8 protein-coding genes and 1 pseudogene are annotated in these 6,083 nt (G+C 66.3%); all 9 read right to left on the reverse strand.

The features are described from left to right. Positions 1 to 54: 54 nt before the first annotated feature. The 9 genes and pseudogenes from ACO1BU_RS28630 to ACO1BU_RS28670 all read right to left on the reverse strand — a co-directional run bounded on the left by ACO1BU_RS28630 (position 55) and on the right by ACO1BU_RS28670 (position 5,962). Positions 55 to 1,542, reverse strand: a complete 1,488-nt coding sequence (locus ACO1BU_RS28630) for a DUF4055 domain-containing protein (protein ID WP_424139378.1) — start codon at positions 1,540 to 1,542, stop codon at positions 55 to 57. Between the two features lie 6 nt (positions 1,543 to 1,548). Next, positions 1,549 to 2,499 carry a phage terminase large subunit family protein gene (locus ACO1BU_RS28635; protein ID WP_424139384.1) on the reverse strand — a complete coding sequence of 317 codons (951 nt, stop codon included), beginning with the start codon at positions 2,497 to 2,499 and terminating at the stop codon, positions 1,549 to 1,551. After that, entirely contained in the window at positions 2,474 to 3,142 is a 669-nt protein-coding gene (locus ACO1BU_RS28640; protein WP_424139385.1) for an HNH endonuclease signature motif containing protein, read from the reverse strand. Before ACO1BU_RS28640 ends, ACO1BU_RS28635 begins: the two co-directional genes overlap by 26 nt. A gap of 266 nt (positions 3,143 to 3,408) precedes the next feature. Beyond that, positions 3,409 to 3,855: pseudogene (locus ACO1BU_RS28645) on the reverse strand (terminase large subunit domain-containing protein); the annotation flags it as partial. Beyond that, complete coding sequence (locus ACO1BU_RS28650) at positions 3,782 to 4,321, reverse strand: terminase small subunit (protein ID WP_424139379.1); 540 nt, start codon at positions 4,319 to 4,321, stop codon at positions 3,782 to 3,784. The pseudogene ACO1BU_RS28645 and the gene ACO1BU_RS28650, both read right to left, overlap by 74 nt. A gap of 121 nt (positions 4,322 to 4,442) precedes the next feature. Then, entirely contained in the window at positions 4,443 to 4,682 is a 240-nt protein-coding gene (locus ACO1BU_RS28655) for a hypothetical protein (protein ID WP_424139380.1), read from the reverse strand. Positions 4,683 to 5,224: 542 nt separating this feature from the next. Further along, the gene (locus ACO1BU_RS28660; protein WP_424139381.1) at positions 5,225 to 5,353 is read right to left on the reverse strand and encodes a hypothetical protein; all 129 of its coding nucleotides are present in this window, start codon (positions 5,351 to 5,353) and stop codon (positions 5,225 to 5,227) included. Beyond that, positions 5,350 to 5,496, reverse strand: coding sequence for a hypothetical protein (locus ACO1BU_RS28665; protein WP_424139382.1), 147 nt, complete (start codon positions 5,494 to 5,496; stop codon positions 5,350 to 5,352). Before ACO1BU_RS28665 ends, ACO1BU_RS28660 begins: the two co-directional genes overlap by 4 nt. A 178-nt stretch (positions 5,497 to 5,674) precedes the next feature. Further along, positions 5,675 to 5,962 (reverse strand): hypothetical protein, encoded by a 288-nt coding sequence (locus ACO1BU_RS28670; protein ID WP_424139383.1) that lies wholly within the window; start codon positions 5,960 to 5,962, stop codon positions 5,675 to 5,677. Positions 5,963 to 6,083: the final 121 nt, after the last annotated feature.

Consider the following 6,083-nt stretch of genomic DNA (forward strand, 5'->3'; position numbering starts at 1 on the left):
AATGGGGCATCCGCCCCGTGGCGCCCGGACGCATCAGCGCCCCGGCAAAGTCGCTTAGGTGCCCGGCTGCACCGGTTCGGGATCAGCCTCTGCCCGCAACTGCACTGCGTCGGCGTCCGCATCAAAATCCTCCGACAGCAGCCCGCGGCGCTTCAGTTCCGTCCGCGCGGTACGCCGGCTCACCACCTTCTTCTCGGCGGCATCCAGCAGGGCGCCCATCTCGTCGCTGTCTCCCGTCCGCACGCCAAAGTCGGTGTAGACATCCACCTCGGCCCGGTCGGTTGGCAGGCCCAGCCACAAGGCGGTGAGGACAAAGGCCTGTTCCAAAGCGTCCTTGAAACGCAGCGCCCATGCCTGGACGGCGGAATTGGCTTTCAGCGCCACTCCGGCCGCGCTGATAACGGTGAGATTCGCCTGCGTCATCGGCAGCATGCCGAGGTCACGCATATTGGTCTGGGTCTTTTCGAGATGCTGCGCCAGGCGCTCCAGGGAGCCCGAGGCCGGTTCGATGTACTTCCACTCGCCGTGGGTGCCGGACTGTAAGTTTGGCGGCGCAAACAGGACTGCGCGCGGGCCCACCGGAACCCGAACCTGTCGACCAGTCTCGTCCACAGGAGCGGAGATGCCCTGCCCGGCCAGCATGGGGAAGCAGGTCAGTTCATGGATGTTCTTGAGGTTGGACTCTTGCTGGTACTCTTCGATCTGAAGGTATGCGATGTCCTTCAGCGGTGGTCGGACCTGCCAGGTGGCTCCAAGCCGATCCCCCGTCAGGAACGGCACCAGCGGGATCACCCCAATGGAGAGAGGCGCCGGCCCCTCGATGCTGTCCCAACGGACGGAACCGTCAGCGTTCTGGCGCTTCTCGTAGAGCTGGTAGGTCGCCGGGCCGTAGCCACCCTCCATCGGGGATCGCTCAAAGACGCGAACCCGATCCACAACCCTCTCTCCGAACCCCTCCCGCACGGTCACAGGCTCGTGGACGCGAGCGTGCACGATAGCCTCGCGGCCCGCAATGAAGTCGGAGTAAACGGCGAGCATGCGCTCGGCCGGGATGTGCACCCAATAGGGCCGCAGCCCGGCGCGGCGCTCTTCGGCCACCGTGCGGGGCCGCCCCGAGCCGTCACCAGGCGGATAGTCTACCAGAATCCAGTCGATGCCCTTGTCCAGCCCCGCCTTGAAGGTTGCGGCGGCGAAGACGTGCAGATGGTTGCCCTGTCCGTCGATATCCTCGCAGAGATCGATCAGCGGCGCCGGGGCGCCATCGCCCAGCCGGACCTCCCGGCTGAAGGGCTTCGACGCCAGGTTGCGCGAGATATCGGCGTAGATGTTCGTGAAGGGCGCGGCGGCCAGCCGGTGGCTGTAATCCCCATCGCTCTCGTTCTCGAAGCGCGGCAGGTAGGCGACGCCGCCCCGCTGCATGGCGTCCTTACCGCCCAGGATGGCGTCAACCATGCGCCAGTACGGCTGCATCGCCGCGTGATCCGCCGAGGGCGTGTTGGGGCCGGGCTCCTTCTGAGGCAGAATGTCGCTTATAGTTGCCATGCGGTTTTAGCGGCCGTAGGTGCCGAAGACGGGCTGAGGGGCCTGACCTTCCACCATGAGGTTCGTCAGTCCCCACACAGCGGCGTCCAGCCGATCCGGCGAGTAGCCGGCCTTGGCGCGATCGAAGTCAGCGGTGAAGGCGCACATCTGGTCCTCCATCGCAGCGAAGGCCCCGACGTGGTGGACCCGGCCCTGCTCATAAAGCGCCGCGACAGGCTCAGCCCGGCGAACCTTGCCGCGTGAGGCGTGAACGAGCGTCACCGGTACATTGCGGTCCACTGTGCGGATGGTGCTTTCCACCATATCTCCGCCAAAATTCCGTTCCGCCACGATCCGGTCCGCCTTGTGGCGCCGGTAAGCGTTCACCGCAGCTTGGGCCCAGCCGTCCGGGCTCTCGCGGCAGGTCAGATCCTCCAGCACGTAGCCGTGCCCGTCCCGCCCAAGCCCGCAAACCACGATGCCTGTCTCGTCAGCGTCCTCGCCCGAGCTGCCCGCTGGGTCCACGGCTACGACGATCCGCTTCAGATCCTCGGGCGCCCGCTTGATCCGCAGGCTGTCCAGCATTTCCCGGTTCCATAGGGCGCCGGGCACGTCTTCCAGAACCTCGGCGTTCAGCTCCTGACGGCCGAGGCGGGTGCCCTCGTACTTCGCCACGATCTGCGAGAGGAAGGCGGGGGCGAGGTTGCCCTTGTTTTCGTAGGTAGATCCCCGCGTGACTGCCGTGGTCGGGTCCCGCAGCAGATCCCGGACCAGCTTCACGGGCTTCGGTGTCGTCGTGACCACGGCGCGAGGGTCATCCCCGAGCCGCAGCCCGAACATCAGCATGTCCCAAGCCTCGGGGTACCGCCACGCCGCCAGCTCGTCGCAGTTGTGCACGAGGATGCCGTTAGCGAAGAACTCGTGCGCGCCCTCTACCGCGATGTCATAGACATCATGCCGCTTGGCTAACCTTTCCACGGAAAGGATTTCCCGCGTGGAAAGCCAATGCACATGCCCGTTCACAGAACCGCGCGTTGGCTCGGGCGCTAGTGAAGGGTTTAGAGCAGTGAGCGCACTGAATGGTCCTGGCCTCCTGCCGGGGCCGCGCTGCCGTCGCCCTATTGTTGCAGACCCGGGAGCAATACTTCTGCTCCCGTTTGGTCGCGTCGAACTCTCCGGCGCACCAGAGGCAGATCCGTTTCTCGCCGCCGAAAGCGCCTGACCGTGCACGTTGCACGCAGGCGGATGAGCAGAACCGGGTCGGATGGCTCGACGGACTATGGAAGATGCCCCCACAGACGGCGCAGGAGAGAGGCCGTCGAAGGCGGATAGCTCGGTTCCGCTCCATAGCCGCCCGGCCATTCGCTGCAGCCCGGGCGCGGTGAGGCACAAGCTTTTCATCGTAGTGGCGGGCGCTGTGCTCCCCGTGCGTGAGGAGCACGAGATTTTCGAGCCGGTTGTCGCTCTTGTCGCCACTGATGTGATGCACGTGGTACCCGTCCGGGATTGGACCGTGCGCCGCTTCCCATACTGCCCGGTGCAGCCGGAGGGAAACCTCGTAGTAGCCGGAGCGCGTCCGGTGCCAGAGGCGTCCGCCCCATTCCACGCAAGCGTCACACATACCCGCATTCCCGGCCGGAGGTGTCCGATGGGCACGAAGCCCATGCCCTCCACCCACACGGGATGATCGGGCGTGCCGATGATAGCTTGTCCGCCCACGGCACGCACGCGCATTACATCTGCATTTCGTCTTGTGAGCGCAGAACCTGTGACGGCACGGGGGCCGAAACGGGTGTGCACCACGTCACCAACCGCGACCTCGCGCAGAGGCCGTTCGGTGCCGTCCGCCATTAGAACCGCCGTGTCGCCTAGCAGACACCAGGCGGCCCCGTGTTGAGGCCCGCGCAGGCGTTCCGGCTCATCGGCCGAGTAGCAGGCAGCCTGCGCTCCGTTCGGCCAGGTCAGGCGCCGCTTGGACGGCTCGTAAACCGGGCGATCCCAAGGGGGCGAGATGGCCAGGATTCCGCTCTCGCCTTCCACGATCACATCGCGCACGTCGGCGGCAGTCGGAGCCACCAGGGCGATGCGGCCTACGCTGTCCTTGATCTCGCGCACCCACTCGGCGCCGGTGCGGGTCTTGCCGAAGCCGCGGCCGGCAAGCAGGAGCCAGGTGCGCCAGGCGCCCGGCGGGGCGAACTGCGAAGGCCGCCCCCAGAACCGCCAGTCGAATTCGAGTGCTTCCGCCTCATTCGGCGTTAAATCAGCTAGGACCGCCACCCTCTGTGCTGGCGGGAGCAAGGCGAGCGAGGCGGCGAGCGATGCGGTCCCTTGCATCCTCTACCTCCACCGGCCCGCCATCCTTGCCGGTCAGTTCCACCTTGTCCCGCCACATGCCGAGGTGCCGCCCGAGCAGTTCGAGCGCACCCCGCTTGTCGCTGAGCTTCAGCACAAAGTTGCCGTTGCGGTCCCAGGACCAGCCGAGAATCGCCCGGCGCACGTGCTCGGGCAGCTTGGCAATGTCCTTGGGCTCTTTCACCTCGACCGAGACAATCTCGGCGGGATCCAAATGCGCCAGCGCCGCCAGCTCGGACAGCACCCGATCCTGCGTGATCTCCGTCCGCCTCGACCGCGCCGCCTGGGCTTCGGCGATGGCGGCGGCGACCTCGGGGTCGGCGAGGAGGCGATGGGCGTTGGCGTCGGCATTTTTCGGGGCATAACCGGCCCGAATGGCCGCTTGCGTCGCGTTGAGATCGACCAAGTATTCTTCGACAAAGCGGCGCTTTTGGTCAGTCAGGGCCATATCCGCCTCCCTGAACGCCCACGCCCTCCAGCGACCAGAAATGAGAAAGCCCCGGCGCTAGAGAGCACCAGGGCATAATCCCCACAAGGGTAATGATTTGTGGCACCGTAGCCTTCCCGGGTCAACAGAATTCTTTTGGGGGCTGAACGTCGCCAACTTGATAGAAGTCGGCGAGGCGATCGAGCGCATCGCCAAGGGTCTCGGCGGCAGTCTGTCGGCGCATCCCCTTGCAGCTCGCGTAGTCGTCCAAGGTGCCATTCGAAATCACCACCCAAGACACCACGCCGCTCGCAATAAGACCGATCGCCTTCTGCCACGCGTCCTGCGCCCGGCGCATCGCCTGGCGCTGGTGATCCGGCATCAGGTGCGTTCTCCCCCAAGGCGCGGTCACGACGCGAATTGCTTCGGCTGCGGTGCCCCCGCCGGCGGCCTTGGCAAGATCGTCCAGCCAGAGATTGGCCGCATGATAAGAGCGGTATGGTATCGACCGCCGGCACACCATGGATCGCAGAGGGTCACGCACCCTTGCGCGCCGAATGAGCGGCCCGTCCACCCGGGTCGGGTCCGTTCCCTCGGCCACTTCCAATCGGCCCATTCGCCTCTGATGCGCGGCCCCATGGTCCAATCCTCGCAGAGCGGGGGCCTTCGCGTCAGGATGCCGCTCAGGGGCGGCCACGCGAGCTGCCCTTGCCACCGCCGCAGACCGTTCTGCGTCCCTGACCGCCGTCAGTTCCCTTGCAACCAGCGCAGAAGCCAGAGCCCTGGCCCGCTGAAGTCGTCCGGCATCCTCCACCTGTGGCTCAGGAGCGATTGGCCGCCGGTGCTGTACCGGAGCAGGAACAAAGGTCATGATCTTCTCCTGATCCTCTGCCGCGACACGTTGCAGGCTCCCATCAATTCCCATCACCCCACCCCCTCATTGCAGGCCTGGATCTCCATCCCCCTCCCCTCTTCCGGCAGGAGGCGGAACTGGAACTCGGTCCGGATGCAGTCGACCTGGAAGCGGGGGACGGCGGGTAGGGAGCGGGTCATGGGATGCGGTCCCAGATCGCGTAGGCGCAGCCGAGGCACCAAATGCCAATCAGGAACTCGACCCCTCGGTATTCGCGCTGGCCCACAGGGACGACCTTGATCACCCCCATGATCGCCAGGGTGATGCTCGTGGCCCACATCATGGCGCGTTCCTCCCGCGCTTGCCCTCGTGGAAGGCCGCCCAACCCTCGGCCCACTCGTCCTGAGCCTTCGGTAGAAGCCATACGGGCGGCTTGCCCTCGCCGCCGCACTCAGCGGCGATCCATCCGGCCATCCAGTGGTCAGGCCCGGCGACGCCATGCGTGCTCGCTACACCTACACTCACAGCTTCCCCTCCTCCCGGCTTGCGGCGGGGGCGGTGGTGGACATGGCGGCAACCCACTTCGTCACACGCCCAGACCCGCAGCAGACCTCGCAGTGTCCGTGCTGATCCAGGACGGGGTGGGTGCAGGGCACCATGAAGCCAGCGCAGGGCCCCACTGCGAACCGGGCGCCAGGAGGCAGTCCCTGCGCATTCAGCCTCTCACCCCAGACTTCCTCGGCGAGTTGCATGAGACGGCCGAAACCGATCCTCGCCCCAAGCTGCTCCACGGCATCGCGCGCGCTCACCGCCCTTCCCTCCCCTCGCTCTCGACCACCCCCTGGGCGGGGGCGCGGTTCAGGTAGCGGCAGACCCACCAGTGAAAGCCGAGGGCCATGGCGGTGTATTGCCAGCCCACGAGCACCGCCT

Source organism: Roseomonas chloroacetimidivorans (assembly GCF_049629625.1).
Classification (GTDB): Bacteria; Pseudomonadota; Alphaproteobacteria; order Acetobacterales; family Acetobacteraceae; genus Roseomonas; species Roseomonas chloroacetimidivorans.

What these genes read in the sequence shown, in the direction of transcription:
- ACO1BU_RS28630 (WP_424139378.1), bottom strand. Translation starts at nt 1,542, where the DNA reads ATGGCAACTATAAGCGACATTCTGCCTCAGAAGGAGCCCGGCCCCAAC.
- ACO1BU_RS28640 (WP_424139385.1), bottom strand. Translation starts at nt 3,142, where the DNA reads ATGTGTGACGCTTGCGTGGAATGGGGCGGACGCCTCTGGCACCGGACG.
- ACO1BU_RS28650 (WP_424139379.1), bottom strand. Translation starts at nt 4,321, where the DNA reads ATGGCCCTGACTGACCAAAAGCGCCGCTTTGTCGAAGAATACTTGGTC.
- ACO1BU_RS28655 (WP_424139380.1), bottom strand. Translation starts at nt 4,682, where the DNA reads ATGCCGGATCACCAGCGCCAGGCGATGCGCCGGGCGCAGGACGCGTGG.
- ACO1BU_RS28660 (WP_424139381.1), bottom strand. Translation starts at nt 5,353, where the DNA reads ATGACCCGCTCCCTACCCGCCGTCCCCCGCTTCCAGGTCGACTGCATC.
- ACO1BU_RS28665 (WP_424139382.1), bottom strand. Translation starts at nt 5,496, where the DNA reads ATGATGTGGGCCACGAGCATCACCCTGGCGATCATGGGGGTGATCAAG.